Origin of the sequence: Citrobacter sp. Cb023 (assembly GCF_030336805.1) — a bacterium.
Lineage (GTDB): Bacteria > Pseudomonadota > Gammaproteobacteria > Enterobacterales > Enterobacteriaceae > Citrobacter > Citrobacter braakii.
On sequence record NZ_JAOWCV010000032.1, the window covers coordinates 329,760 to 352,998 of the forward strand.

23 protein-coding genes are annotated in these 23,239 nt (G+C 52.1%); 14 read left to right on the top strand and 9 right to left on the bottom strand.

The window, feature by feature from the left end; genetic code table 11:
• The 7 genes from livF (at position 1) to ugpQ (ending at position 6,317) form a co-directional block, all read left to right on the top strand.
• A complete protein-coding gene (livF, locus tag OGW44_RS08035; protein WP_185654955.1) occupies positions 1–714 on the top strand; it encodes a high-affinity branched-chain amino acid ABC transporter ATP-binding protein LivF in 714 nt (237 codons plus the stop codon).
• A 101-nt stretch (positions 715–815) separates the two neighbouring features.
• Positions 816–1,097 carry a hypothetical protein gene (locus OGW44_RS08040; RefSeq protein ID WP_185654936.1) on the top strand — a complete coding sequence of 94 codons (282 nt, stop codon included), beginning with the start codon at positions 816–818 and terminating at the stop codon, positions 1,095–1,097.
• A 248-nt stretch (positions 1,098–1,345) separates the two neighbouring features.
• Entirely contained in the window at positions 1,346–2,662 is a 1,317-nt protein-coding gene (gene ugpB, locus OGW44_RS08045) for a sn-glycerol-3-phosphate ABC transporter substrate-binding protein UgpB (RefSeq protein ID WP_016154831.1), read from the top strand.
• A 112-nt stretch (positions 2,663–2,774) separates the two neighbouring features.
• Positions 2,775–3,662 (top strand): sn-glycerol-3-phosphate ABC transporter permease UgpA, encoded by an 888-nt coding sequence (gene ugpA, locus OGW44_RS08050; RefSeq protein WP_185654937.1) that lies wholly within the window; start codon positions 2,775–2,777, stop codon positions 3,660–3,662.
• On the top strand, positions 3,659–4,504 hold the full coding sequence (gene ugpE / locus OGW44_RS08055) for a sn-glycerol-3-phosphate ABC transporter permease UgpE (RefSeq protein WP_185654938.1): 846 nt from the start codon (positions 3,659–3,661) through the stop codon (positions 4,502–4,504). Before ugpA ends, ugpE begins: the two co-directional genes overlap by 4 nt.
• A 2-nt stretch (positions 4,505–4,506) precedes the next feature.
• Positions 4,507–5,577 carry a sn-glycerol-3-phosphate import ATP-binding protein UgpC gene (locus OGW44_RS08060; RefSeq protein WP_019078126.1) on the top strand — a complete coding sequence of 357 codons (1,071 nt, stop codon included), beginning with the start codon at positions 4,507–4,509 and terminating at the stop codon, positions 5,575–5,577.
• Complete coding sequence (gene ugpQ / locus OGW44_RS08065; RefSeq protein WP_019078127.1) at positions 5,574–6,317, top strand: glycerophosphodiester phosphodiesterase; 744 nt, start codon at positions 5,574–5,576, stop codon at positions 6,315–6,317. The genes OGW44_RS08060 and ugpQ overlap by 4 nt, the downstream gene beginning before the upstream one ends.
• On the opposite strand, the gene OGW44_RS08070 is transcribed toward ugpQ, so the two are convergent.
• Positions 6,314–6,754, bottom strand: a complete 441-nt coding sequence (locus OGW44_RS08070) for a DUF2756 family protein (RefSeq protein WP_049283113.1) — start codon at positions 6,752–6,754, stop codon at positions 6,314–6,316. The two genes, ugpQ and OGW44_RS08070, sit on opposite strands and share 4 nt — an antisense overlap.
• 118 nt (positions 6,755–6,872) lie before the next feature.
• Between OGW44_RS08070 and ggt the strand changes: the two genes are divergently transcribed.
• Positions 6,873–8,618 carry a gamma-glutamyltransferase gene (gene ggt, locus OGW44_RS08075; protein ID WP_046274514.1) on the top strand — a complete coding sequence of 582 codons (1,746 nt, stop codon included), beginning with the start codon at positions 6,873–6,875 and terminating at the stop codon, positions 8,616–8,618.
• A 44-nt stretch (positions 8,619–8,662) separates the two neighbouring features.
• On the opposite strand, the gene OGW44_RS08080 is transcribed toward ggt, so the two are convergent.
• The 6 genes from OGW44_RS08080 to yhhY form a co-directional block, all read right to left on the bottom strand.
• Positions 8,663–9,697, bottom strand: coding sequence for a phosphotriesterase family protein (locus OGW44_RS08080; RefSeq protein WP_049283111.1), 1,035 nt, complete (start codon positions 9,695–9,697; stop codon positions 8,663–8,665).
• On the bottom strand, positions 9,694–10,665 hold the full coding sequence (locus OGW44_RS08085) for a DMT family transporter (protein WP_185654939.1): 972 nt from the start codon (positions 10,663–10,665) through the stop codon (positions 9,694–9,696). The genes OGW44_RS08080 and OGW44_RS08085 overlap by 4 nt, the downstream gene beginning before the upstream one ends.
• Before the next feature lie 53 nt (positions 10,666–10,718).
• Positions 10,719–11,480: a glutamine amidotransferase gene (locus tag OGW44_RS08090; RefSeq protein ID WP_049283109.1), complete on the bottom strand. Its 762-nt coding sequence runs from the start codon at positions 11,478–11,480 to the stop codon at positions 10,719–10,721.
• A gap of 15 nt (positions 11,481–11,495) precedes the next feature.
• Positions 11,496–12,710, bottom strand: a complete 1,215-nt coding sequence (locus OGW44_RS08095; RefSeq protein ID WP_104652127.1) for a PfkB family carbohydrate kinase — start codon at positions 12,708–12,710, stop codon at positions 11,496–11,498.
• A 324-nt stretch (positions 12,711–13,034) separates the two neighbouring features.
• Complete coding sequence (locus OGW44_RS08100) at positions 13,035–13,919, bottom strand: hypothetical protein (protein ID WP_185654940.1); 885 nt, start codon at positions 13,917–13,919, stop codon at positions 13,035–13,037.
• 46 nt (positions 13,920–13,965) lie between these two features.
• On the bottom strand, positions 13,966–14,454 hold the full coding sequence (yhhY, locus tag OGW44_RS08105) for an N-acetyltransferase (RefSeq protein WP_019078130.1): 489 nt from the start codon (positions 14,452–14,454) through the stop codon (positions 13,966–13,968).
• A 456-nt stretch (positions 14,455–14,910) separates the two neighbouring features.
• Here yhhY and OGW44_RS08110 point away from each other — a divergent pair, with 456 nt between their 5' ends.
• The 5 genes from OGW44_RS08110 (at position 14,911) to gntU (ending at position 19,998) form a co-directional block, all read left to right on the top strand.
• A complete protein-coding gene (locus OGW44_RS08110) occupies positions 14,911–15,948 on the top strand; it encodes an oxidoreductase (protein ID WP_046274517.1) in 1,038 nt (345 codons plus the stop codon).
• Between the two features lie 123 nt (positions 15,949–16,071).
• A complete protein-coding gene (gene yhhW / locus OGW44_RS08115) occupies positions 16,072–16,767 on the top strand; it encodes a quercetin 2,3-dioxygenase (RefSeq protein ID WP_185654941.1) in 696 nt (231 codons plus the stop codon).
• 223 nt (positions 16,768–16,990) lie between these two features.
• Complete coding sequence (gntR, locus tag OGW44_RS08120; protein ID WP_016157654.1) at positions 16,991–17,986, top strand: gluconate operon transcriptional repressor GntR; 996 nt, start codon at positions 16,991–16,993, stop codon at positions 17,984–17,986.
• Between the two features lie 141 nt (positions 17,987–18,127).
• On the top strand, positions 18,128–18,658 hold the full coding sequence (gene gntK / locus OGW44_RS08125) for a gluconokinase (RefSeq protein ID WP_003023475.1): 531 nt from the start codon (positions 18,128–18,130) through the stop codon (positions 18,656–18,658).
• Positions 18,658–19,998, top strand: a complete 1,341-nt coding sequence (gntU, locus tag OGW44_RS08130) for a gluconate transporter (RefSeq protein WP_016154820.1) — start codon at positions 18,658–18,660, stop codon at positions 19,996–19,998. Before gntK ends, gntU begins: the two co-directional genes overlap by 1 nt.
• Positions 19,999–20,091: 93 nt before the next feature.
• On the opposite strand, the gene OGW44_RS08135 is transcribed toward gntU, so the two are convergent.
• Positions 20,092–20,538: a hypothetical protein gene (locus tag OGW44_RS08135; protein WP_185654942.1), complete on the bottom strand. Its 447-nt coding sequence runs from the start codon at positions 20,536–20,538 to the stop codon at positions 20,092–20,094.
• Between the two features lie 486 nt (positions 20,539–21,024).
• On the bottom strand, positions 21,025–21,618 hold the full coding sequence (gene yhgN / locus OGW44_RS08140) for an NAAT family transporter YhgN (protein WP_003023480.1): 594 nt from the start codon (positions 21,616–21,618) through the stop codon (positions 21,025–21,027).
• Positions 21,619–21,809: 191 nt separating this feature from the next.
• Between yhgN and asd the strand changes: the two genes are divergently transcribed.
• Positions 21,810–22,916, top strand: coding sequence for an aspartate-semialdehyde dehydrogenase (gene asd / locus OGW44_RS08145; RefSeq protein ID WP_016154818.1), 1,107 nt, complete (start codon positions 21,810–21,812; stop codon positions 22,914–22,916).
• Positions 22,917–23,239 lie beyond the last annotated feature (323 nt).

Consider the following 23,239-nt stretch of genomic DNA (forward strand, 5'->3'; position numbering starts at 1 on the left):
ATGGAAAAAGTCATGTTGTCCTTTGACAAAGTCAGCGCCCACTACGGCAAGATACAGGCGCTGCACGACGTCAGCTTGTATATCAATCAGGGTGAAATCGTGACGCTTATCGGCGCCAACGGCGCGGGAAAAACCACGCTGCTTGGTACGCTGTGCGGCGATCCGCGAGCGACAAGTGGGCGAATTGTCTTTGATGGGAAAGACATTACCGACTGGCAGACGGCGAAAATCATGCGCGAAGCGGTAGCGATTGTTCCGGAAGGGCGTCGCGTGTTTTCCCGCATGACGGTGGAAGAGAACCTGGCGATGGGCGGCTTCTTTGCCGAAAAGGACCAGTTTCAGGAACGCATCAAGTGGGTGTATGACCTGTTTCCCCGCCTGCATGAACGTCGAATTCAGCGTGCGGGCACGATGTCCGGCGGTGAACAGCAGATGCTGGCGATAGGCCGTGCGCTGATGAGTCAGCCGCGGCTGCTGCTGCTTGATGAGCCGTCGCTGGGTCTGGCGCCGATTATCATCCAGCAGATCTTCAACACCATCGAACAACTGCGCAAGCAGGGGATGACAATCTTCCTCGTCGAACAGAACGCTAACCAGGCGCTGAAGCTCGCCGATCGCGGCTACGTGCTGGAAAATGGTCATGTGGTGCTGGAAGACACCGGTGATGCGTTACTGGCTAACGAAGCAGTGCGCAGCGCGTATCTGGGCGGTTAACATTCTCTGAATGGACAAGGGGGCCTGATATGGCCCCTTTTTATTGCTCTATGTTATTATTGAGAATAGTTATCAATAATAAAAGTGAACATGGAGAAAGGATGATACGTTCCGGTATCTGCATGATGATTGGCGGTTTGTTTTTGACGCTTTCATCAAATACCCTGGCCTTAATACCGCCAGCGTTCGACCCGCGCGACCCTTCAATCTTGGAAGAGAAACCGGACAACTCGTTAGCCCAGTCCAGCTCGCCCTGTGAAGTGTTCACCACCTCTGTCTGCCCGGGCTGGGAAGATGAGAAATCGGATATTCAGCGCGAACGTGAGCGGCGGGAACAGCAGCGTTTACAGAATGAATATGAACGACGCTGGCGTAAAGATTAATGTTCCTTGCTGGCTGCAACAGATAACGTCATCCTGGCCGGGTAAGACATAGAGTTACCCTGCTTTGTTGTGCACCACCCCGCATTTTCCTGTCACTACGCTTTCACCGCCTTGCCATCTGTTTGTCGCCTTACTATCTTTTTTTTGTAATAAAAAAGTTATTTTTCTGTCATTCGAGCATGTCATGTTACCCCCGCGAGCATAAAACGCGTGATATCGCGCATCCGGCACAACAAGAGAGATAACCGATGATATCGTTACGACATACAGCTTTAGGACTGGCACTTAGCCTGGCGTTTGCAGGTCAGGCTCTGGCCGTCACCACTATCCCGTTCTGGCACTCAATGGAAGGTGAACTGGGTAAAGAAGTTGATTCACTGGCGCAACGTTTTAATGCCGCCAATCCCGACTACAAAATTGTTCCACAGTACAAAGGCAACTACGAGCAGAGCCTGAGCGCAGGTATTGCGGCTTTCCGTACCGGAAACGCACCTGCGTTACTGCAGGTTTATGAAGTGGGCACGGCAACGATGATGGCCTCGAAAGCCATTAAACCGGTCTATGAAGTATTCAAAGAGGCTGGTATTAACTTCGATGAGTCTCAGTTCGTGCCGACGGTTTCCGGTTATTACACCGACTCTAAAAGCGGACACTTACTCTCCCAGCCGTTTAACAGCTCCACGCCGGTGCTGTACTACAACAAAGATGCCTTCAAAAAAGCCGGTTTAGACCCTGAGCAGCCGCCAAAAACCTGGCAGGATCTGGCGGAATACACCGCGAAGCTGAAAGCAGCAGGCATGAAGTGCGGCTACGCCAGCGGCTGGCAGGGATGGATTCAGATTGAAAACTTCAGCGCCTGGAATGGTCTGCCGGTGGCTACCAAAAACAACGGCTTTGACGGTACTGACGCGGTGCTGGAATTCAATAAACCGGAACAGGTGAAACATATCGCCCTGCTGGAAGAGTTGAACAAAAAAGGGGATTTCAGCTACTTCGGGCGTAAAGACGAGTCTACCGAGAAGTTCTATAACGGGGATTGTGCCATTACCACTGCCTCTTCCGGTTCTCTGGCTGACATCCGCCACTACGCCAAATTCAACTATGGCGTCGGCATGATGCCGTACGATGCCGATGTGAAGGGCGCGCCGCAGAACGCGATTATCGGGGGAGCCAGCCTGTGGGTGATGCAGGGTAAAGACAAAGCAACCTACGAAGGCGTGGCGCAGTTCCTCAACTTCCTGGCGAAACCTGAAATTGCTGCTGAATGGCATCAGAAGACCGGCTACCTGCCCATTACCACCGCCGCGTACGACTTGACCCGCGAGCAGGGCTTCTATGATAAGAACCCTGGGGCTGATATCGCCACCCGCCAGATGCTGAACAAGCCACCGTTGCCGTTCACCAAAGGGTTGCGTCTGGGCAACATGCCGCAGATCCGCACCATCGTAGATGAAGAACTGGAAAGCGTCTGGACCGGGAAGAAAACCCCGCAGCAGGCGCTGGATGCTGCCGTTGAGCGTGGCAATCAGTTACTGCGCCGCTTTGAGCAATCGACTAAATCGTAATGTGAAATGCCGGGTGGCGGCTGCGACTTATCCGGCCTACAAATGCGTGTAGTTTGTAGGCCGGATACGGTGTTTGCACCGCAATCTGGCACCTTCCAGGAAAAGAACCTACATGTCTTCATCCCGTCCGGTGTTCCGCTCGCGCTGGCTTCCCTATTTGCTGGTGGCCCCGCAGTTGGTTATCACCGTTATTTTCTTTATCTGGCCCGCCGGTGAAGCGCTGTGGTACTCACTACAATCCGTTGATCCGTTTGGTCTTTCTAGCCAGTTTGTCGGACTGGAAAACTTTATCGCGCTGTTTCATGACCCGTACTACCTTGATTCATTCTGGACCACCATTAAGTTCAGTACGTTAGTCACGTTAAGCGGTTTGCTGGTGTCGTTATTTTTTGCGGCGCTGGTGAATTACGTGGTGCGCGGCAGCCGTTTTTACCAGACGCTGATGCTGTTGCCTTACGCCGTCGCGCCCGCCGTCGCCGCCGTATTGTGGATCTTCCTGTTTAACCCAGGGCGCGGGTTGATTACCCATTTTCTCGGTGAGTTTGGCTATGACTGGAACCATGCGCAAAACAGCGGTCAGGCGATGTTTCTGGTGGTGTTTGCGTCGGTCTGGAAGCAGATTAGTTACAACTTCCTGTTCTTCTTTGCCGCACTACAGTCTATTCCGCGGTCGCTGATTGAAGCCGCCGCGATTGATGGTGCGGGACCGGTTCGCCGCTTCTTTAAGCTGGCGCTGCCGCTGATTGCACCGGTCAGCTTCTTTCTGCTGGTGGTGAATCTGGTTTATGCCTTCTTTGATACCTTCCCGGTGATCGATGCCGCCACGGCGGGTGGGCCGGTACAGGCGACCACTACGTTGATTTATAAGATCTATCGCGAAGGCTTTGTCGGGCTGGATCTCTCCGCCTCGGCCGCCCAATCGGTAGTGCTGATGTTCCTGGTCATTATTTTGACGGTGGTGCAGTTCCGCTATGTGGAAAGTAAGGTGCGTTACCAATGATTGAGAATCGTCGTGGGCTGACAATATTCAGCCATGCCATGTTGATTATGGGGATCATGGTGATCCTGTTTCCGCTGTACGTCGCGTTTGTCGCGGCGACGCTGGATAACAAAGCAGTCTTTGAAACGCCGATGACGCTGGTTCCCGGCACACAACTGCTGGAAAACATGAAATACATCTGGGTCAACGGCGTGGGCGTTAACAGCGCGCCGTTCTGGCTGATGATGCTCAACAGTTTCATCATGGCGTTCAGTATTACGGTAGGGAAAATCACCGTCTCTATGCTCTCCGCATTCGCCATCGTCTGGTTCCGCTTTCCACTGCGTAACCTGTTCTTCTGGATGATTTTTATCACGCTGATGCTGCCGGTCGAGGTGCGTATTTTCCCGACGGTGGAAGTGATCGCCAACCTGAAAATGCTCGACAGCTATGCGGGTCTGACGCTGCCGTTAATGGCATCGGCGACTGCGACGTTCCTGTTCCGGCAGTTTTTTATGACCCTGCCGGATGAACTGGTTGAGGCGGCGCGTATTGACGGTGCGTCACCGATGCGTTTTTTCCGCGATATTGTACTACCGCTGTCAAAAACCAATCTGGCGGCGCTGTTTGTGATCACCTTTATCTACGGCTGGAACCAGTATCTGTGGCCGTTGTTAATTATTACCGATGTCAATTTGGGCACTGCGGTGGCAGGTATCAAAGGCATGATTGCTACTGGTGAAGGCACCACGCAGTGGAATCAGGTAATGGCAGCCATGCTGCTGACGCTCGTTCCTCCGGTAATCATCGTGTTAGCCATGCAGCGTGCCTTCGTACGTGGCCTGGTCGATAGTGAGAAATAAAAATGGCTGGTTTAAAACTACAGGCAGTAACCAAAAGCTGGGACGGCAAAACCCAGGTGATTAAACCGCTGACGCTGGATGTCGCGGACGGAGAATTTATCGTGATGGTTGGCCCATCCGGCTGCGGTAAGTCAACGCTGCTACGGATGGTGGCCGGGCTTGAACGGGTGAGCGGCGGCGATATCTGGATTGATAATAAACGCGTCACCGAAATGGAGCCTAAGGATCGCGGCATTGCGATGGTCTTTCAGAACTACGCGCTCTACCCACATATGAGCGTGGAAGAAAATATGGCCTGGGGGCTGAAAATCCGTGGGATGGGCAAGGAGCATATTGCCGAACGGGTGAAAGAGGCGGCGCGTATTCTCGAGCTGGGTGAACTGCTCAAGCGTCGTCCGCGCGAGCTTTCCGGCGGTCAGCGCCAGCGTGTGGCGATGGGGCGGGCGATTGTCCGTGATCCAGCGGTATTCCTGTTCGATGAGCCGCTGTCTAACCTCGATGCCAAGCTGCGCGTACAGATGCGTCTGGAGTTACAACATCTGCATCGCCGACTGAAAACCACCTCACTGTATGTGACGCACGATCAGGTTGAAGCGATGACCCTCGCCCAGCGGGTGATGGTGATGAACAAAGGCATTGCCGAGCAGATCGGCACGCCGGTTGAGGTATATGAAAAGCCTGCCAGCCGCTTTGTGGCGAGTTTTATCGGCAGCCCGGCGATGAATCTGCTGGACGGGCGCATCAGCGCCTCGGGCACCCATTTTGAGCTGGATGACGGCATGACGTTGCCCCTCGGCAGAAGCGCGAAGGAGTCTGGTGGGCGCAACATGACGTTGGGTATCCGCCCGGAGCATATTGCGCTAAGCTCGCAGGCCGAAGGCGGCGTGCCGTTGGTCGTCGACACGCTGGAAATGCTGGGAGCGGATAACCTGGCACACGGACGTTGGGGTGAGCAAAAGCTGGTGGTGCGACTGGCGCATCAGCATCGCCCGACGGCAGGCAGCACGCTGTGGCTGCATCTGCCGGAAAATCATCTGCATCTTTTTGATGGCGAAACAGGACAACGCGTATGAGTAACTGGCCTTACCCCCATATCGTCGCCCATCGCGGCGGCGGTAAGCTGGCACCGGAAAACACCCTGGCGGCGATCGACATGGGGGCGCGATACGGGCATACCATGATTGAGTTTGACGCTAAATTGTCGAAAGACGGTGAGATCTTCTTGCTGCATGACGACAACCTGGAACGCACCAGCAATGGTTGGGGTGTGGCAGGCGAGCTGAACTGGCAGGATTTATTGCGCGTGGACGCCGGTGGCTGGTTTAGCGGTGAGTTTAAAGGCGAACCGCTACCGCTGCTCTCGCAAGTGGCCGAGCGCTGCCGTCAGCACGGTATGATGGCGAATATTGAAATTAAACCCACCACCGGCACCGGAACGTTAACCGGCAAAGCCGTAGCGCTGGCCGCTCGGGAACTGTGGGCGGGAATGACACCACCGCTGTTGTCATCCTTTGAAATTGACGCGCTTGCAGCGGCGCAGCAGGCGGCGCCTGAACTGCCGAGAGGCTTACTGCTTGATGAGTGGCGCGAGGACTGGCGTGAGCTGACAACGCGGCTGGGCTGCGTCTCTATTCATCTTAATCACAAGCTGCTGGATGAAGCGCGCGTGGATGCGCTGCGCGACGCAGGGCTGCGTATTCTGGTGTATACCGTCAACCGACCCCAGCGCGCGGCGGAACTGCTGCGCTGGGGAGTGGACTGCATCTGTACCGATGCCATTGATACGATTGGTCCGGATTTCCAGCCCTGTTAAGGCCCAATTGTTTTTAACGGAACGTTAGGCTGCGGCGTGCTGGAGGGCTTCAGCATGTCGCCGTTCTTTTTCTCCGACAGCATATGTTGCTTATTCAGCGAGCTGTCCGGGTTACGGGTTCCACTTAACATCCCACCGTTGCTGTTGGGCAGCATTTGCTGCTGGCTGGAATTAAACTCGCCAGGCTGAGACTGAAGTACGCGCTGGGAGTTGGTATTGATTTGGTTTTCCATATGCTGTTGTTGCATACGCGTCTGCGTTTGCAACTGCTGATTGAGCATCCCTTTCTGCTGAATCTGCTGCGATTGCATTTGGGTTTGCATACGCTGCTGGCTCGGGATCTGATAACCGGGTTGATTCGGGTTATTCATGGTGTTGATGGGCTGCGCAAAGCCTGCAAACGGCAACAGCATGGCTAAAAGTAAGAGTCGTTTCATCGCTTTTCTCCTCTCGGGGATCTCTTAAGTTTACTCCTTTCTCGCCGTTACGATGATTATTTCAGAGTTATGCACCAGGCTTAGTGGGGGCTGACCCCCATACATCTGGAGAATAACGATGATAAAACCGACGTTTTTACGCCGGGTAGCCATTGCTGCTCTGCTCTCAGGAAGTTGTTTTAGCGTTGCGGCCGCTCCGGCTGCGCCGCCGCCGGTATCATACGGTGTTGAGGAGGATGTGTTCCATCCCGTGCGTGCGCAGCAGGGGATGGTGGCCTCCGTGGATGCGCTTGCCACTCAGGTGGGGGTGGATATTCTTAAACAGGGTGGGAATGCTGTCGATGCCGCCGTGGCCGTTGGCTACGCGCTGGCGGTGACGCATCCCCAGGCGGGCAATCTGGGTGGTGGCGGTTTTATGCTGCTGCGTACCAAAGACGGTAACACCACGGCGATTGATTTTCGCGAAATGGCCCCTGCTGGCGCGACCCGCGACATGTTCCTTGATGAGCAGGGCAACGCCGATGCGAAAAAGTCACTGACGTCGCATCTGGCATCCGGTACGCCGGGTACCGTCGCGGGTTTCTCGCTGGCGCTGGAGAAATACGGCACGATGCCGCTGAACAAAGTGGTACGTCCGGCGATGAAGCTGGCGGAAGAGGGTTTTGTGGTTAATGACGCACTGGCCGACGATCTGAAAACCTATGGCAGTGAAGTGCTCCCTAATCACGAGAACAGCAAAGCCATTTTCTGGAAAGACGGCGAGCCACTGAAAAAAGGCGATAAGCTGGTGCAAAAGAACCTGGCGAAAAGCCTGGAAATGATTGCCGAAAGCGGCCCGGATGCGTTTTATAAAGGGGCTATTGCCGATCAGATCGCCGGGGAAATGCAGAAGAACGGTGGGCTGATGACCAAAGAGGACTTAGCCAGCTATAAAGCCGTGGAGCGTACGCCGATTAGCGGTGACTATCGCGGGTATCAGGTCTTCTCCATGCCGCCGCCGTCCTCTGGCGGTATTCACATCGTGCAGATCCTCAATATTCTTGAAAACTTTGATATGAAGAAGTACGGGTTTGGCAGCGCCGACGCCATGCAGGTCATGGCTGAAGCGGAGAAATATGCCTACGCTGACCGCTCGGAGTATCTGGGCGATCCCGATTTTGTGAAAGTGCCATGGCAGGCTCTGACCAACAAAGCCTATGCTAAAACGCTTGCCGATCAGATTGATATCAACAAGGCTAAGCCTTCCAGCCAGATTAAACCTGGCAAGCTCGCCCCGTATGAAAGCAATCAGACCACTCACTTCTCGGTGGTGGATAAAGACGGCAATGCCGTGGCGGTGACCTATACCCTGAATACCACTTTCGGGACCGGTATTGTGGCGGGTAACACTGGCATTCTGCTCAATAATGAAATGGACGACTTCTCTGCCAAGCCGGGCGTACCGAACGTATACGGTCTGGTAGGCGGCGATGCCAACGCGGTCGGACCGAAGAAGCGTCCGCTGTCATCTATGTCGCCGACTATCGTGGTAAAAGATGGGAAAACCTGGCTGGTTACCGGCAGCCCAGGCGGGAGCCGAATTATCACTACAGTGCTGCAAATGGTGGTCAACAGCATTGATTTCGGGATGAACGTCGCCGAAGCGACCAACGCACCACGCTTCCATCATCAGTGGTTGCCGGATGAGCTTCGTATTGAGAAGGGCTTCAGCCCGGATACAATCAAACTGCTGGAGCAAAAAGGACAGAAAGTGGCGCTGAAAGAAGCGATGGGCAGCACGCAGAGCATTATGGTTGGACCGGATGGCGCACTGTATGGCGCATCCGACCCGCGTTCCGTGGATGATTTAACGGCGGGTTACTGATTGTTGATTAATAGCCCGGCATCAGGCGCCGGGCTATATGTTAGTTACGCCGTGAGTAACCGCGCCGGATTATCAATACAGAGCTTGCGAAGAGTATCGTTATCTACGCCACGGGCAGCCAGATAGGCGAGGAAAACATTTGGGACAAATCCCCAACCATTCCCCCCATTTTTTGCCCACATCTGTTTGAGAAAAACATCATGGCTTAATACGATCTGGTCGGCGTAACCCAGTTCAATCAGATGTGCTACCGCATCTGCGGTGTCCTGAACACCTGGGGCGATACCTTCTTTGGGGAAAGTAATGTCCAGACCAATCATGTCAAATTCAAGCCATACGCCGCGGTCAAGCATTTTACGTTGATAGGCAACATCCTTTCCTGAAGGGTCTGAGTGCGCCAGCGAAACTTTTGCCGGAGAGACGTTCATCTCTTCAAGGACAATATCCAGTACCTCATCACCCAGCCGCAGCCACCCTGGCATATGGATATTCATTGCCGTATGGGGATTATTACGTTGTGCCAGAGACGCCGCGCGCAGGCTGTTGCGCTCAGCTTGGGTAAAAGCGGGTGATACGCCAATTTCACCGATCATACCGGCGCGAATATCCGTCTCGCCAATCCCCTGATTCAGTTCCTTATCAATAAGTGAGGCTAATAACTCGACAGGTTTGTGGATCCTGGCGCTTTCAAACTTTTCCAGATAAGGTCCTGATGAAGCAACGATATTCAAACCAGTTTTTAATGCCACTTCCCGCAATGAAGTGGCGTCCCGACCAATAGATTCAGAACCCGTCGCGTCGACAATCGTCCTGCCTCCCAGTGACATGAAGTTATTGATTTCAAAGATGACATCATCAATCTCTTTTCTGTCCATGTTATCGGCGCAGCAGTACGGGTCGTGTTTCAGTCCCCACTGCAGGTCAGCACTGACTTTCTTTCCCACCAACTGCTGTGAAAAAGCATACTGTGGCTCGTCAACAACGGATGACAAATCGTTAAACAGGTGCTCATGCGGTAGCGTCAGACCCATTTCTGAGTGTGCCACTGGGCCCGTTACGGTTTGCAGGAAGCCTTTCATCCTGACACCTCCATTTTTTTCGCCATTTTGGATGCTCTGTATTCGGGGATGGTGGTAACAATTGCACCTACTAACGCGAATAATGTACCGATGATGGTGACCAGATAGACCGTATTGCCTAATGATGGGATTAACTCATCAATCAACACCGATCCCAGTAACTGACCCGCGGTAGAGGCGACACCCAGCATTAATAGTCCTAAGCCCCTGACCAGAATCGCCATCAGCCCGATGGACAGCAGACCCAGCGGGCCACCGAGATACATCCACCACGTATCGGGTAACTGGACGGTGACATGCCCTAATGCGACACGTATCGCCAGCGCTGCACCCAGGACAAAAAAGCCGACGATGAAGTTCCAGGTAATGGAAACCAGCATGGATCCCGTTGCCTCGGCGACTTTGGCATTCCCCGCAGGCTGCCAGCCAGCGAGTAATCCTGCCAAAAATGGAAGGATAGCCAGCAGGATAAACGAGGTTGAGTGCCACTGTGGCGACACGACAAAAATCGTGGCAATAACAGCGAACAATGCGCCAGTAACGCGCCATGGCGTGAAATATTTCTTCTCATCCACACCGACGCCAAAACGGTCGCACAACAGGCCGGAAAGGAGCAGGGCGGAAATTAAAGCAGTTTGAAAAGTGGCAACGCCTAACGCGCTGGCTGATGCGCCTTCAGAAAATACGACCATCGCCCCGCATAACCCGGCAAACCAATTCCACAAGGGGATTTTCCGCTTTTTAATCAGCGTAGGGATCGACGCGAATTGATGGCGTGTTTCTTTACGCGCAATAATAATAAAAAACATGACGACCAGACCGCTGGCGAAAGAGATTACTGCGCAAGCATTACCATCCTGCAACCAGTGTCCCAATTGCCCATTAACGGCAGACTGCATTGGGGAAAGCATACCGGCTAAGATGGTTGCAAGCATCAGTAAGGGGGTTGAGTACTTATTCTTGTTCATACATCAATCCTTATATTTTATAAAAGGAGTAACTTTCGTTACTCCATTGTTTTTTATTTTCTGGCGATGAATTGAAGCGTGTTAACCCACAGGTCGGTATAAAACGGCCAGGACATGAATTGCTGAGTTCCCCAGTGCGGCGAACAGTCACTCATAAAACAGGCGGTTTTACCCTGTTGGTATTTACCGAACACTAACAGTGGGTCATTATTTATTGTTAATACGACATCAGCATCTTCTCTGGCGACAACCTGGTTATATCCAAGAAATATCGGGTAGTCTGAGAATCCGTCTACAACAGGATGTTCAGGCGAGACAGCCTCAGCGTAGATACCCTCTGGTTTTTCTACTCGATCATCGCCGTCAAGCATAATAACTGGCAAGACCTCGGCAAGAATGGTGTTCTTGTAATTGGCCTTTGCCTCAATACCCATAAATGACAGATAGCCGCCAATCATAAGCAGACCACCACCATTTTTGACGTACTCTTTAATTGATTCCAGAGCATTTGGCTTTATTTTGAGCTGATAGAATGTCTCGTTTTGCAACAGGAATGTATTGCTGCCGATATCGCTAATGACAATGACATCATAACGGTTTAGTTCATCAATGCTTTCTGGAAATGCGATTTGTACGGTGTGAGCAGGCATGTAATCAATTTCCACACCACCTTTCTTTAAGCATTCCAGTAACCATGTAGCGCCTTCTTCATATTTACTGGAGGTAAAACTGTCATAACCTTTTGAATGAATCATGTGAATATGCCAGGATTCTCCAATAAAGAGCACCTTTAGTTTTTTCTGCGTATTGTTCATAGTCTGCCCCTTGATTTAGTGAGTAGAGATAGTTTGTCTGTAATGTGAACTCTGAATGCGATGTAGAACGGATTCGTTTTCTGGCATGTCAGAGGCATTGGGTGTTTCAACAGCAAGCGAGGCGAATGCGCTGGCGTAGCATAATGCGGATGCCAGTGATTTTCCTTTAGCAAGGCCAGATGCGAGTGCGCCATTGAAGGCGTCGCCAGCTCCTGCGGTGTTTTTTACAACTGCCGGGAATGCCGGAGAATAGATGAATTGCGTTCCGTCATAAGCGAGAGATCCTTTGCTACCTAAAGTAATAATGGTATTTTTTACACCTTTCTGATGAATAATCTTCGCTGCACATTTGGCTGACTCAATGTCATTGACGGACATGTTTGCCAGGAGACCAGCTTCGGTTTCATTTGGCGTAATATAATCGATGTCATCAATGATGGTATTGACCATTTCATTGTATGGCGCTGGATTGATAATTACCGGTATGTCATTTTTTTGTGCGAGACGAATTGTTTGCTGAAGCGCCTCGTAATTTGTCTCCAGTTGTACAAGAACAATATCTGAATGAATAATGGCTTCTTTTTGTATGGTGATTTCATCAGGTGAAATTGTCATATTAGCACCGGGATAGATAGCGATGACGTTATCCCCGGTATCTCCATTCACCATGATGGTAGCTGTACCAGTTTGTGTTTCTTTGGTCTGGTAGATTACACTTTTATGGATTTTTGATGAGTTTATAAAATTAATGGCGTAATCACTAAAATGGTCTGACCCTACTTTAGTAATAAAATGCACATCAGAATCGGCATAGCTTGCCGCTAATGCTTGATTACATCCTTTACCGCCTGGCGAAAAAATAAATTTATCGGCAAGTAATGATTCTCCTGTCGAGGGTAGCCTCGGTAGGTAACTGATAATATCAACATTGAACGAGCCAATAACACATACATTATTTTTCATGGCAGAGAGACCTTTTTTTATTTTCTGCGCTGATTCATATTTTTCCAGCACATAAGCAATTTCGTTTTTTGCAACGTTATCAAGAGAATCAAGGGTAATAAATGCACCACCATGACAGCGAGTGAGATATCCCTGTCCGGCAAGTTCATTGAGATCTGAGCGAATGGTTTCTTTTGTTACCTTGAGACTTTTCGCCAGATTTGAAACTTTTACAACTCCCGAAATACTGATTTCTTTCAATATTCTATGATGGCGTTCAAATTTCATTTTTTACCTCACCGTGGTTAAGTTAGTCCCAGGAGAAGTATATTGTTGTGATTGTCACCATAAAGTGATGGCAGAAACCAAAAAAAAACAAAAATGTAATATTAATATTATTAACGTTACGAAAAATAGCGATGAAGATAAAAAGGTGAATAACCATATAATTCAGGTGGTTGTTAGGCCTGAACATGACGGCGGGGGAAACGATGGACTGCAATCAAAAACTCTATGCCAGGGTCGGATAGCGCTTCCGCTCCTGAATTTAACGGCGAGATATAAAGGATAATGGCCTACAGCGTTCGGAACGATGTCGGCCTTATTGGTTGGTTATGGCGCATATCGCTGCAGCGATTCAGACCAGCGGAATATTTGGCTGCTTTTATCCTGCAGGTTTACGCGCTCTAAATCATAAAACCCGTGCGTTTTTGCCGAACGCATTTTGAGGATATATTTACTTTCGCTGATGTCGTGCTGTCTTGTACCGTCTTTATTCCACTCTCCGGCGATGTCCGTATATTGATAAACAAGGTCGGAATACACGTTGATTATCCTGTTGTCTTTGATCGCATAGAGCTCCAGCACTTCATAAAATGCGCCGCCGCCGGAATACGCCTCAGAGTATCCACCGCGCACCCCAAACGCCAGCGTATCGGATGCGATCCGGTACGGTGCCAGATCCAGTTTTGTATAATAGGCCAGTGGTCTGACGGACTCATCATCGCTCTCTTTTTCGGCGGTTTTATTCCACTCAGAGAGTTGGTTTAATGGTTTTTCCGAGCGTGCAATCGGCGTTAGCTGTTGGTTCTGCCAGGAAAAAACGCCGAGATATAATTTATTGGCGCGCCCGTTGCTGTAGTTTTCCGGACAGTTGTTATCCGCGTATTTCTTTGCCTGCCCGGCGTCGGCCGGATTGTCGGCGAAACAGGCGACACCGATATATTTGCCGTCTTTGCCCCAGGCTTTGGCACCCGTGAGGATCAGGTTGTCAGGATCTTCATTCGGCGCAACCCAGGCAATCCACGCGTTCTCAGATAATCCCTGTGGAAGCTCGCCAAATCCTTTGGCAGGGGTTGCTCCCGCCATTTGCTCAGCAAAAATCTGTTTACCTTCCGGGTGTTGAATGGCGCTGGGCACGGAATCGAGATTTTGTACGGTAGTGGCGAAAGCAGGGGAGAGTGCTGCCAGCAACACCAGGGGAAGGTACTTTTTCACTCTTGCGTCCTTTCAATAAGAAGGGCGATAAGACTCGCCCTTAATTTTATTTCACGCGCGCCATAAAGTAGGCATCAACGTATTCACCGTTGCGCAGGCCGTATTTCTTACCTGTGCCTTCGATTTCAAAGCCGTATTTCTTATACACCGCCACGGCCGGCTCATTATCAACAAATACCGTTAGCTCAATACGCTCGACGCGCAGCCAGTTGTCGCACATGTCGATCATCGTGCGAATCAACGCGCTGGCAACGCCGCGATTGTGCCACCGTGCATCCACGCAGATACCAAAATCAGCCACGTGGCTGCGACGCGGGCGTTGCGCGACCTCAATACAGAGATGCCCCACGACGATATCGTCAATACAGGCAACCAGTTGTTTGACCCCGGCTTGCTCGGTTAGCCTCGCTTGCCACATCTCGAGGGAAGGATGAGGAACCTGTAGCGTGTTGTGGTACACCTCCGGCTGGGCGTGGATCTGACGAATTGCGTCGTAATCTTTCGGTTCAGCGTGGCGTATCACTATCTCACTCATTCCTTATCTCCAGCAGGGTTAATTGTGTATTTACACTCGCTGAGAAAGAAAATTCCGTCAACTGCATTTTTTTGCAAAAAGAAGTAGACAAGTGCGAATGAGAATGATTATTATTGCTCTGCGTTCAGGGGAACCCCTACGGAGAACCTGAAAGCACGACATTGCTCACATTGCTTCCAGTATTACTTTAGCCAGCTTTTGCTGGCTTTTTTTTTGAGGTTTTGTGTCTGCCTGGCTTACTTGCCATTTCGTCCCCGGGAAGTGCTCGTGCTCCTCACGTACATTTAGTACGCTCCGGGCCCTGCGCGCTTGCCGTGAACAAACTGCCTGCGACGCCGACGGCCGATCCTGTCGCCCTGTGGTGCAGTTCAAGCGCCATCCGGCAAAGAATCCAACATTCAGTCTCCAGCCGCTTTGCGCTATGGTGTAGACAATCACCTTCGAAAGGATCGTCTCATGACCTTACACTGCGCATTTATTGGTTTTGGTAAAAGCACCACTCGCTACCATTTGCCGTACGTCCTCAACCGCAAAAATAGCTGGCATGTCGCGCACATTTTTCGCCGCCACGCCAAGCCGGAAGAGCAGGCACCACAATATTCACATATTCACTTCACCAGTGACCTTGACGAGATCTTAAACGATCCGCAGGTGAAGCTGGTGATCGTCTGTACCCATGCTGACAGCCATTTTGAATACGCCAAACGCGCGCTGGAAGCGGGTAAAAACGTGTTGGTTGAGAAACCCTTCACGCCGACGCTTGCGCAAGCAAAAGCACTGTTCGAACTGGCGCAAAGCAAAGGGCTGACCGTTACGCCATATCAGAACCGTCGTTTTGATTCCTGCTTCCTCACCGCTAAAAAAGCGATTGAGAGCGGCAAGCTCGGCGAAATTGTTGAGGTTGAAAGCCATTTCGATTACTACCGCCCCGAGGCGGAAACCAAGCCGGGACTGCCGCAGGACGGCGCATTCTATGGTCTGGGCGTACACACCATGGATCAGATTATCTCGCTGTTCGGTCGTCCCGATTGCGTGGCCTATGACATCCGCAGCCTGCGCAACAAAGCGAATCCGGACGATACCTTTGAAGCACAGCTGTTCTACGGCTCTCTGAAAGCCATTGTTAAAACCAGTCACTTGGTGAAAATCGACTATCCGAAGTTTATCGTTCACGGTACCAAAGGCTCGTTTGTGAAGTACGGCATCGACCAGCAGGAAACCAGCCTGAAGGCCAATATCATGCCAGGTGAGCCAGGTTTCGCTGCTGACGATTCCATTGGGATGCTGGAGTACGTCAATGATGACGGCCTGACGGTAAAAGAAGAGGTGCAGCCGGAAGTGGGGGACTATGGTCGCGTCTATGATGCGCTTTACCAGACGCTGACAGCCGGTACGCCTAATTACGTCAAGGAATCTGAAGTTCTTACCAACCTGGAACTCCTCGAACGCGCCTTTGAACAGGCTTCTCCGGCGACGATAACTCTCGCCAAATAGCCTGCGCAGACTCCTCTGGACTTGTTCATTTTTTTTGAACAGAGGAGTCAATTTTCACCCTCTATGATCCCCGGCGGATTGAGTCCACACTTACTCCATCGAAAACATCTGGGGGTGAACACAATGATCTACTTACGCAAAGCTAATGACCGTGGCCACGCTAATCATGGCTGGCTCGATTCCTGGCATACCTTCTCTTTTGCCAACTACTATGACCCAAACTTTATGGGGTTCTCGGCACTGCGCGTGATTAACGATGACGTGATCGACGCAGGCCAGGGCTTTGGTACTCATCCCCATAAAGACATGGAAATCCTGACTTACGTGCTGGAAGGCGCGGTGGAACATCAGGACAGCATGGGGAACAAAGAGCAGGTTCCGGCCGGTGAGTTCCAGATAATGAGCGCCGGGACGGGGATCCGTCACTCGGAGTACAACCCGAGCAATACTGAGAAGCTGCATCTGTATCAGATTTGGATCATGCCGCAGGAGAACGGTATTACCCCACGCTATGAGCAGCGCCGTTTTGATGCCGCTCAGGGTAAACAACTGGTGCTGTCGCCGGATGCCCGTGATGGCTCGCTGAAAGTGTACCAGGATATGGAACTGTACCGTTGGGCACTGATCAAAGATGAGCAGTCGGTGCATCAGATTGCCGCTGAACGCCGCGTCTGGATCCAGGTAGTAAAAGGTAACGTGACAATTAACGGGACCAAAGCGACCACCAGCGATGGTCTGGCAATCTGGGATGAGCAGGCCCTTTCTATTCATGCCGACAGCGACAGCGAAGTGTTGTTGTTTGATCTGCCGCCAGTATAAAAATACACGGCATCCTTCAAGCTGCATCTGTGTTGGCTTTCCTCGCTCACCCCGGTCGCGTACTTAATGTACGCTCCCGGGGATTTACTGCGTCGCCGCCTTGATGCAACTCGAATGATTTTGTGTATTTCTCACAATAAAAAACTCCTTTTTTTCTCTGCGAAGGTTCACGCACGTCCGTGGTAAACTGGGGGAATCTATCCCTTTTTAACGCTTCAGGACGATGAAAAAGAAAAGACCCGTACTTCAGGATGTAGCCGACCGCGTGGGCGTAACCAAAATGACGGTCAGCCGCTTTTTGCGTAACCCGGAGCAGGTCTCCGTGGCGCTGCGGGGCAAAATTGCCGCTGCACTTGATGAGCTGGGTTATATTCCCAATCGCGCTCCTGATATCCTTTCTAACGCCACCAGCCGCGCTATCGGCGTGCTGTTACCGTCTCTTACTAACCAGGTTTTTGCTGAAGTGCTACGCGGCATTGAGGCTGTCACTGACGCTCATGGTTATCAAACCATGCTGGCGCACTACGGCTATAAGCCTGAGATGGAACAAGAGCGTCTGGAATCGATGCTGTCGTGGAATATTGATGGCCTGATCCTCACCGAACGTAGCCATACGCCCCGTACGCTGAAAATGATTGAGGTTGCCGGTATCCCGGTGGTTGAGCTGATGGACAGCCAGTCCCCATGCCTTGATATTGCCGTGGGCTTCGACAACTTCGAAGCCGCGCGTCAGATGACAGCCGCTATCATCGCCCGCGGGCACCGTCATGTTGCCTATCTTGGCGCACGCCTTGATGAACGTACTATCATCAAACAGAGAGGCTACGAGCAGGCAATGCGCGATGCCGACCTGGTGCCGTACAGCGTGATGGTGGAGCAGTCCTCTTCCTACTCCTCCGGTATTGAACTTATCCGTCAGGCGCGGCGTGAATACCCGCAGCTCGATGGTGTCTTTTGTACCAACGATGACCTGGCGGTAGGGGCGGCCTTCGAATGCCAGCGTTTAGGGCTGAAAATCCCTGATGACATGGCGATTGCCGGATTCCACGGTCACGACATCGGGCAGGTGATGGAGCCGCGTCTGGCGAGCGTGCTCACGCCGCGTGAACGCATGGGCAGCATTGGCGCAGAACGTCTGCTGGCGCGCATCCGCGGTGAAGCCGTTACACCTAAAATGTTAGATTTAGGTTTCACCTTGTCACCGGGCGGATCTATTTAAGCCAACAAGTTTGAAGTAGCTCACACTTATACACTTCGAGCACGAATGGATATTGCTTCTCTATTTATCCGGCTGGACAATGTTACCGATAACAGTTACCCGTAACAATTTCCTGATTCTTGTACCAGTGGGGGCAACGCTTTGAGCACGACTAATCATGATCACCACGTTTACGTTCTGATGGGCGTATCGGGCAGCGGTAAATCTGCTGTCGCCAGCGAAGTGGCGCATCAACTGCAGGCCGCGTTTCTTGATGGCGATTTTCTCCATCCGCGCAGCAACATCATGAAAATGGCTTCTGGTGAGCCACTCAACGATGACGACCGCAAACCGTGGTTACAGGCGTTGAATGACGCCGCCTTTGCGATGCAGCGTACCAACAAGGTTTCGCTGATCGTCTGTTCCGCCCTGAAAAAAGTCTATCGCGACCAGCTACGCGACGGTAACCCGAACCTCTCTTTCATCTATCTGAAAGGGGATTTTGACGTTATCGAAAGCCGCCTGAAAGCGCGTAAAGGTCACTTCTTCAAAACGCAGATGCTGGTGACCCAGTTTGAAGCGCTGGAAGAACCGGGTGCGAATGAAAACGATGTACTGGTGGTCGATATCGATCAACCACTGGACGGTGTGGTCGCCAGCACCATTGAGGTTATTAACCAGGGCAGTAAGTAGTGAGTACATTAACGCTTGTTTTAACAGCAGTAGGGTCCGTTTTATTACTGCTGTTTTTAGTGATGAAGGCGCGTATGCACGCCTTCGTTGCTTTGATGGTGGTATCCATTGGTGCAGGTCTCTTTTCCGGTATGCCGCTCGATAAAATCGCGGCGACCATGGAAAAAGGGATGGGAGGCACGCTCGGTTTCCTGGCGATTGTTGTGGCGCTGGGGGCGATGTTCGGCAAGATTTTGCATGAGACCGGAGCTGTCGATCAGATTGCCGTCAAAATGCTGAAATCCTTCGGTCACAGCCGCGCACATTATGCGATTGGCCTGGCCGGTCTGATTTGCGCGCTGCCGCTGTTCTTTGAGGTGGCGATTGTGCTGCTGATTAGCGTGGCATTCTCAATGGCGCGCCATACGGGGACAAACCTGGTTAAGCTTGTGATCCCGCTGTTTGCGGGCGTAGCGGCTGCTGCGGCATTCCTGCTGCCAGGGCCTGCGCCGATGCTGCTGGCCTCTCAGATGCACGCCGACTTTGGCTGGATGATCCTGATTGGCCTGTGTGCCGCGATTCCGGGCATGATTATCGCCGGGCCGCTGTGGGGGAATTTCATCAGCCGTTACGTCGAGCTGCACGTACCGGAAGATATTTCCGAGCCGCATCTGGGCGAAGGCAAAATGCCGTCCTTTGGCTTCAGCTTATCGCTTATCCTGCTGCCGCTGGTGCTGGTGGGGCTGAAAACCATCGCCGCACGCTTTGTTCCGGTCGGTTCTACAACCTATGAATGGTTCGAGTTTATCGGTCACCCGTTTACCGCGATTCTGGTTGCCTGTTTGGTGGCAATTTACGGTCTGGCGGTACGCCAGGGCATGCCAAAAGACCGCGTGATGGAGATCTGTGGTCATGCGCTGCAGCCAGCGGGGATTATTCTGCTGGTGATTGGTGCGGGCGGTGTGTTCAAACAGGTTCTGGTTGATTCTGGCGTCGGTCCGGCGCTGGGCGAAGCGTTAACCGGTATGGGCCTGCCGATTGCCATCACCTGCTTCGTGCTGGCGGCGGCGGTGCGTATCATTCAGGGTTCCGCGACTGTGGCCTGCTTAACGGCGGTTGGTCTGGTGATGCCGGTGATTGAGCAACTGAACTACTCCGGTGCCCAGATGGCGGCACTGTCTATCTGTATCGCGGGCGGCTCTATCGTGGTCAGCCACGTTAACGACGCTGGTTTCTGGTTGTTCGGTAAATTTACCGGTGCGACCGAAGCGCAAACGCTGAAGACCTGGACGATGATGGAAACCATCCTCGGCACGGTCGGTGCGATTGTCGGTATGATTGCCTTTCAGCTGTTGAGCTGATGGCATTGCCCGGCGGCGCTTGCGCTTACCGGGCCTGGAAACGAGCACACATCCACACCGTAGGCCGGGTAAGCGCAAGCGCTACCCGGCTTTTTATAGCATGACCAGCCCTTCTTCTGTTTTCAGCCTGCGCGGCGCTTTTAGCGTATCGGCGAAATAGCCCACCAGATCCTGCAGTAAGTCACCCGCCACTCGTTCCATCTCGTCAGACAGCGTTTTACTCATCAGCAGGTGCGTTAATAACTGACAGTAGCGCCCCATCTGGTCTGGTTCCGGCTCGAAAAGGGGAAAACGGGTCGGGAATGTTTCTACCGTCAGGCTCGCTTGCAGATGCTGCGGTACAGGCTCCGTTAAGGTCGGTTGCAATAACGCGAGACAGGCCGACAGACGTGCACAAATCGCCAGTTTTTCAACCGGGTCATGGCATTCAACCAGCCCTTCGACAAAACGCTCGCAGTTATCCGCCAGTTCGGTGAAATCCGTGGCATGGCTAAAGGGCAGGGTAAATAAAGAGTGTGAAAAGAGAGGGGTAGTCGCCATAGGGCAGCCTCCAATGAGTCAAATTTTACCGCCACCTAAGGGACCAACCTTTTGGTGGCGGGCTGAACGGAGTTGGTCCTACCGGCCTCATTGGATACCGGCGCGTCTTACGACGCCACCGTCCAGCCCACCATTGAGGTGTAGCTGGTCGCACGACAAAAGTGAATTTTATCGCGAATGAGGTAATCAGGGGACCAATCCTGGCACCTGATTTTGCAGGTGCAGCGAGAAGATAATGCCAATCCGCGATGCTGACAAGAGGGCATTCCGGAAGGCACCTCGCAGAAATGAATATACGTTTTTTCAGCGAGTTAAAAGTGTAAGGAATACCTGAAATTACAGCGGTGCCGGAGAGCCTGGATTGTTAAGAGGGCTGCGTAGCCCCCTTAACACGTTCACTGGTGACGAGATCTCAGAGAAGCAATGAGCATGACGTGAACGGAACTGTTCTCCGGGTAACATGCTATCTGAGCCAAAAAGGAGAGATTACCCCTTCATCCACATCCTTACGCCGTCGAGGAACATCTGGGTAGCCATCATCACCAGAATCAGCCCCATCAGGCGCTCCAGTGCGTTAACCCCTTTCTCGCCCAGCAGGCGTAAAAACAGCGACGACTGCAGCAAAATCACAAAAGTACCACCCCAGGCGATCAGCAGAGCAATCACCAGATGCCCCATCTGGTTCGGATACTGATGTGATAACAGCATTAATGAAGCCAGGATTGTCGGGCCGGCTACCAGCGGAATCGCCAGTGGCACGATAAACGGCTCTTCGCCTGCCGGAAGCCCGGTGCTATTCCCGGTGGCGCTGGGGAAAATCATCTTAATGGCGATCAGGAACAAAATGATGCCCCCGGAGATCGAAACGGTTTCCGCGCGCAGGTTAAGAAATGCCAGTATTTTCTCGCCAGCAAACAGGAATATCAGCATCACCAACAGCGCAATGAACAGCTCGCGAATCATAATCGCGCGGCGGCGTTTTGGTTCGGTATGTTTCAATACGGACATGAAAATGGGCAGATTTCCGAGCGGGTCCATAATAAGGATCAATAAAACTGCCGCTGAAATGATTTCATTCATAACTCAAATTCCCTTACTATTACCGCGGACTTTCTGCTTGCTTGCGCAGCGAGATAAGTCGCATTACTGATGGCTTCGCTATCATTGATTAATTTCACTTGCGACTTTGGCTGCTTTTTGTATGGTGAAGGATAGGCCAGTAGGATACTGGTTAGCATACACAGCACACATCTCTGCAGGAAAAAAACGCTATGAAAAATGTTGGTTTTATCGGCTGGCGCGGTATGGTCGGCTCTGTTCTCATGCAACGCATGGTTGAGGAGCGTGACTTCGACGCCATTCGCCCTGTTTTCTTTTCTACTTCCCAGCTCGGGCAGGCGGCACCGACATTCGGTGGAACCACGACCGGCACGCTTCAAGACGCTTTTGATCTGGATGCGCTGAAGGCGCTCGATATCATCGTGACCTGTCAGGGCGGCGATTATACCAACGAAATCTATCCAAAGCTTCGTGAAAGCGGTTGGCAGGGTTACTGGATTGACGCGGCCTCTTCGCTGCGTATGAAAGACGATGCCATCATCATTCTCGATCCGGTTAACCAGGATGTCATCACTGACGGCCTGAACAAAGGTATTAAGACCTTTGTCGGCGGTAACTGTACCGTTAGCCTGATGCTGATGTCCCTCGGTGGCCTGTTTGCCAATGACCTGGTTGACTGGGTTTCTGTGGCGACCTATCAGGCGGCCTCCGGCGGCGGCGCGCGCCATATGCGCGAACTGCTGTCCCAGATGGGTCATCTGTATGGCCATGTGGCCGATGAACTGGCAACCCCTTCCTCTGCTATTCTCGATATCGAACGTAAAGTGACGACCCTGTCCCGCAGCGGTGAACTGCCGGTTGATAACTTTGGCGTACCGTTGGCCGGTAGCCTGATTCCGTGGATCGACAAACAACTTGATAACGGTCAGAGCCGCGAAGAGTGGAAGGGACAGGCTGAAACCAACAAAATTCTTAACACCTCTTCCGTGATCCCGGTAGATGGTCTGTGCGTGCGCGTCGGTGCGCTGCGCTGCCACAGCCAGGCGTTCACCATTAAACTGAAAAAAGATGTGTCTATTCCGACCGTGGAAGAACTGCTGGCAGCGCACAATCCGTGGGCCAAAGTCGTGCCAAACGATCGGGATATCACCATGCGTGAGTTAACCCCGGCGGCCGTTACCGGCACGCTGACCACGCCAGTAGGCCGTCTGCGTAAGCTGAATATGGGACCGGAGTTCCTGTCAGCCTTTACCGTGGGCGACCAGTTGCTGTGGGGTGCTGCAGAGCCATTGCGCCGTATGCTGCGTCAGTTGGCGTAATGTGGGACGGCCTGATGACGCCACGTTTATCAGGCCTACAAACGACGCGAACCACTTGGCCGGATCAGTCAATACGGCTCTCCGGCAGAGGGATTGCGTGTTTTAACAATGGGTGCTGAGTCACCCATTTTTTTGCGTAATACAGGAGTAAGCGCAGATGTTTCATTTTTTACCAGGAGTAAGATAAAGCATTGGCTATTCTTTAAGGGTGACTTAGTACCGGAGGTATTAAGTTGTTGCCTGAAGGTGGGACGACGCAGAGAGGATGCACAATTGTGCTGCGCCGTTCAGGTCAAAAAAAGTGTCACTACCTGATGTCGAAG

Excerpts from the sequence above, each read along its gene's own strand:
- OGW44_RS08080 (WP_049283111.1), bottom strand. The coding sequence starts at position 9,697 with ATGAAAGGCTTCCTGCAAACCGTAACGGGCCCAGTGGCACACTCAGAA.
- OGW44_RS08040 (WP_185654936.1), top strand. The coding sequence starts at position 816 with ATGATACGTTCCGGTATCTGCATGATGATTGGCGGTTTGTTTTTGACG.
- ggt (WP_046274514.1), top strand. The coding sequence starts at position 6,873 with ATGATAAAACCGACGTTTTTACGCCGGGTAGCCATTGCTGCTCTGCTC.
- OGW44_RS08090 (WP_049283109.1), bottom strand. The coding sequence starts at position 11,480 with ATGAACAATACGCAGAAAAAACTAAAGGTGCTCTTTATTGGAGAATCC.
- OGW44_RS08135 (WP_185654942.1), bottom strand. The coding sequence starts at position 20,538 with ATGGCGACTACCCCTCTCTTTTCACACTCTTTATTTACCCTGCCCTTT.
- OGW44_RS08110 (WP_046274517.1), top strand. The coding sequence starts at position 14,911 with ATGACCTTACACTGCGCATTTATTGGTTTTGGTAAAAGCACCACTCGC.
- ugpE (WP_185654938.1), top strand. The coding sequence starts at position 3,659 with ATGATTGAGAATCGTCGTGGGCTGACAATATTCAGCCATGCCATGTTG.
- ugpB (WP_016154831.1), top strand. The coding sequence starts at position 1,346 with ATGATATCGTTACGACATACAGCTTTAGGACTGGCACTTAGCCTGGCG.
- yhhY (WP_019078130.1), bottom strand. The coding sequence starts at position 14,454 with ATGAGTGAGATAGTGATACGCCACGCTGAACCGAAAGATTACGACGCA.
- ugpA (WP_185654937.1), top strand. The coding sequence starts at position 2,775 with ATGTCTTCATCCCGTCCGGTGTTCCGCTCGCGCTGGCTTCCCTATTTG.
- OGW44_RS08085 (WP_185654939.1), bottom strand. The coding sequence starts at position 10,665 with ATGAACAAGAATAAGTACTCAACCCCCTTACTGATGCTTGCAACCATC.
- livF (WP_185654955.1), top strand. The coding sequence starts at position 1 with ATGGAAAAAGTCATGTTGTCCTTTGACAAAGTCAGCGCCCACTACGGC.
- yhgN (WP_003023480.1), bottom strand. The coding sequence starts at position 21,618 with ATGAATGAAATCATTTCAGCGGCAGTTTTATTGATCCTTATTATGGAC.
- OGW44_RS08060 (WP_019078126.1), top strand. The coding sequence starts at position 4,507 with ATGGCTGGTTTAAAACTACAGGCAGTAACCAAAAGCTGGGACGGCAAA.
- gntR (WP_016157654.1), top strand. The coding sequence starts at position 16,991 with ATGAAAAAGAAAAGACCCGTACTTCAGGATGTAGCCGACCGCGTGGGC.
- yhhW (WP_185654941.1), top strand. The coding sequence starts at position 16,072 with ATGATCTACTTACGCAAAGCTAATGACCGTGGCCACGCTAATCATGGC.
- OGW44_RS08070 (WP_049283113.1), bottom strand. The coding sequence starts at position 6,754 with ATGAAACGACTCTTACTTTTAGCCATGCTGTTGCCGTTTGCAGGCTTT.
- asd (WP_016154818.1), top strand. The coding sequence starts at position 21,810 with ATGAAAAATGTTGGTTTTATCGGCTGGCGCGGTATGGTCGGCTCTGTT.
- ugpQ (WP_019078127.1), top strand. The coding sequence starts at position 5,574 with ATGAGTAACTGGCCTTACCCCCATATCGTCGCCCATCGCGGCGGCGGT.
- OGW44_RS08095 (WP_104652127.1), bottom strand. The coding sequence starts at position 12,710 with ATGAAATTTGAACGCCATCATAGAATATTGAAAGAAATCAGTATTTCG.